Source organism: Pseudonocardia pini (assembly GCF_013870575.1).
GTDB classification, from domain to species: Bacteria; Actinomycetota; Actinomycetes; order Mycobacteriales; family Pseudonocardiaceae; genus Pseudonocardia; species Pseudonocardia pini.
In genome coordinates this window covers 1-2,941 of sequence record NZ_JACBXB010000699.1, presented here as the reverse complement: position 1 = coordinate 2,941, position 2,941 = coordinate 1, and the positions used below count along the sequence as shown (strand labels likewise).

Here is a 2,941-nt window from a genome sequence, read left to right as displayed (position 1 = left end):
CGGTGGCCGCGTCGGGGGCCGAGCAGGCGTAGGAGTGCAGCTCGACGACGGAACCGCCCGTCCGTGCGGCCCACTCCGCCGAGGGCCGCTCCAGCCGGGAGTAGACGGTGACCGAGTCCAGGGTGGCCTCGCCGCTGACGGCGCTGAACGTGGCCCGACCGGGGTCGACGTCCCGGTCGAGCCAGAGCCTGGTCACCGCGAAGGGCGGTGCGGTGCGGAGTGCGGAGCACTGTGCGGCGAGGCGCGGCGCGCCGGCCGCGGCCTCGGGGGAGGCGGCCAGCAACCGGTGCAGCGCACCGGGATCCATCGCCAGGACGACGTGCCGCGCCGACACCGAGTCACCCGGTGAGCCACTCGCGGCCTCGAGCCGCCACCCCTGGCCCTCCGGCACGAGTCGCCGCACGGCCGCACCCGTGCGCACCGTGGCGCCGCGCGCCTCCAGGAGCAGGCGCAGCGGCGCCCAGATCGCGGTCAGGTGGTCCGTGGTGGGGGCGTCGAACCCGATGCCCTCCGGGTTGCCGAGGAAGTAGTAGTGGAACATCGCGACCAGCTCGGCCGCGGAGAGCCCGTCCTGGTCGCAGAAGAACGACCGGGCGAAGGCCTCGAACAGCATCTGCTGGGCGCGTTCGGGCATCGCCATGCGCTTCAGGAACGCCGCGGCGGACTCCCCGTCGAGTGCCGCGGTGCCCACCCGGTCGTAGGACATCAGGGCCATGCCGGCCTCGGGATCGGCCGCCTTCATGTCGCGGACGCCGAGGCTGGGGGAGCGGGCGAGCAGCGCGAGCAGGTTCAGCGGCGGCGCCGCGGGCAGGCCGCTGAGGTCCTCGTCCGGCCAGCTGCGGGAGATGACCGGGTAGCCGCCGACCGGGGCGAGGAACCCCAGGTCGGGGTCGATGCGGCGCAGGATCGAGCGCCAGGTGTAGTAGTGCCGGAAGAAGGCGTGGAACCCGTGCTCGACGACCTGTTCGGTCCCGTCCGGCAGCGTCTCGGGCCAGGCCCCCAGCCGCCCGCCGAGCGTGTCGGCCGCCTCCAGCACGGTCACCTCGACCCCGCGTTCGGCCAGCACGACCGCCGCGCTGACCCCCGCCACCCCGGCCCCGACGACCACGGCCCGGGTACCGGGCGGGACGTCCCGGGGGAGCGTGGGATCGGGGACGACCAGCCTGCGGGGCCGCATCCGGAAGGGAGCGGCCCGGCTGCGCAGTTCGTCGCTCACCGGACGAGCCTAGGCACGCCGGGCCCACGGCGCGCGTCGTGCGGGGGCGGTGAGGCGGGTGCGGTGAGGCGGGTGCGGTGAAGTGGATGCGGTGAAAGTGGGTGCGGTGAAAGTGGGTGCGGTCATGGCGGCGGCACGGGGCCCGGGTCGTCCACCCCGGCCGGGTCGTCGAGCAGGCGCTGCAGGGCGCGGTCGAGGGTCAGCTGCCGGACCAGCGAGGCGGGTCGCGCCACGGTCACGGTGAGGGACGGGTGCCGCAGGCCCGTCCATGCGAGCAGCCCGGGGACGGGGTCGTGGAAGGTGAGGCACACCCCGCCCCGCACCGAGCTGCCGAACGTCAGGCCGCGATCGGCGAGCGAGAGCCGCGGGCCGAGGGCGCGCCAGGCGGCGAACGGCCCGCTCTCGGCGGCGGACACCACGTTGGCGATCGGGGTGCGGACCCGCCAGCGGCCGAAGCGCACGTCGAGCAGGCCGTCGTCGACCCGGATGCCGCAGGTCGCGGGCCGGACACCGAGCAGTGCGAGCACGGGCCGCGCGAGGGTGTCGAACCGGAAGACCGGCTGCGGAGGATCGAGGATCGGCAGGTGGAGACGCCCGTAGGGCGGGATCATGAGGGTCGGCTACCCCGCCGTGGCGCGCCCACTCCTCCGCGCGCCACGGGGCGCAGCGCCGCTCGACCCGGTAGACAGGACGCTGCCGTAGGTGCGGGTTCAGCCACGAGACCGCCGAGGGTCCGGATGTCGTGGTGAGAGGCGGTCCGCAGCATGGTCGAGCGTTCCGAGGTGGGCGGCGGGTCCTCCGCCCTGCAGGACGTGCAGGACGAGGACGTCGTCGAGCGGGCGTACCGGGGGGCCGAGCGGCTCGCCCGCGCCCTGCACGCGCGCAGCGGCAGCGTCGAGGACCTGGTCACGGCGATCTGCGAGCAGGCGGTCGAGCTCGTGGGCCCGGTGCACGGCGCGGGCGTCATCATCGCCGCGCCCCGACGGCACCTCACGACCGTCGCCGCGATCGGGGACGGCCCGGCCGTCCTCGACCGGCTCCAACAGGACACCGGCGACGGGCCGTGCCTCACCGCGGCGCGGGAGCATGTCGTGGTCCGGGTGCACGACACGGCGAGCGAGGACCGCTGGCCCGCGTACGCCGAGACGGCGCGCCGGCTCGGGGTCGGCAGCATGCTGTGCCTGCCGCTGGAGGCGGACGACCGGCTGCTGGGCACCCTGAGCCTCTACGCCGCCGCACCGAACGCCTTCGGGGAGCAGGAGCCCGCCGAGCCCACCGTCCGGCTGCTCGCGGCCCTCGCCGGCACCACGCTCGCCCAGACCCGGCTCGTCGACCAGCTCCGCGAGGCCCTGACCAGCCGAGACCTGATCGGCCAGGCCAAGGGCGTCGTCATGGCGCGCTACGGGCTCGACGCCGACCAGGCCTTCGCCCTGATCCGGCGGTACTCGCAGGACCACAACCTGAAGCTCGCGGAGCTGGCCGGCGTGCTCTGCACCCGGCTGGACTTCCCGACCTGAGCCGGCGCGTTCTGTCGGACTGTTCGTGCGCGATGGGGAATGGTCCGGCGACGGCCGACTCGACTCTTCGGTGTGTGTAGTACGGCCGAACAGGGGTACGGACCGGAACGTTCTCGGATCCGTCCCGGAGGTCTCGATGTCCCGTTTCGCCCGCACCCTCGGCGTCGCCACCGCGGCCTATGCGGTCGCCACGCTCGTGCGGCCCGCG

Annotated in this window: 3 protein-coding genes; 1 reads left to right on the top strand and 2 read right to left on the bottom strand. The window is 74.9% G+C overall.

Annotation, left to right across the window (positions count from 1 at the left end; all coding sequences use genetic code 11):
- Together H5J29_RS27390 and H5J29_RS27385 are read right to left on the bottom strand one after the other, a co-directional pair.
- Positions 1 to 1,216: FAD-dependent oxidoreductase (locus H5J29_RS27390; protein WP_181783884.1), on the bottom strand; the 1,216-nt coding region annotated here is incomplete at its 3' end.
- 122 nt (positions 1,217 to 1,338) lie between these two features.
- Positions 1,339 to 1,827: a hypothetical protein gene (locus tag H5J29_RS27385; protein WP_181783883.1), complete on the bottom strand. Its 489-nt coding sequence runs from the start codon at positions 1,825 to 1,827 to the stop codon at positions 1,339 to 1,341.
- Positions 1,828 to 1,980: 153 nt separating this feature from the next.
- Between H5J29_RS27385 and H5J29_RS27380 the strand changes: the two genes are divergently transcribed.
- Positions 1,981 to 2,733, top strand: a complete 753-nt coding sequence (locus H5J29_RS27380) for a GAF and ANTAR domain-containing protein (protein WP_181783882.1) — start codon at positions 1,981 to 1,983, stop codon at positions 2,731 to 2,733.
- Positions 2,734 to 2,941: the final 208 nt, after the last annotated feature.

Bases quoted from the DNA above. Each gene is read 5' to 3' on its own strand.
- H5J29_RS27385 (WP_181783883.1), bottom strand. From the start codon at position 1,827: ATGATCCCGCCCTACGGGCGTCTCCACCTGCCGATCCTCGATCCTCCG.
- H5J29_RS27380 (WP_181783882.1), top strand. From the start codon at position 1,981: ATGGTCGAGCGTTCCGAGGTGGGCGGCGGGTCCTCCGCCCTGCAGGAC.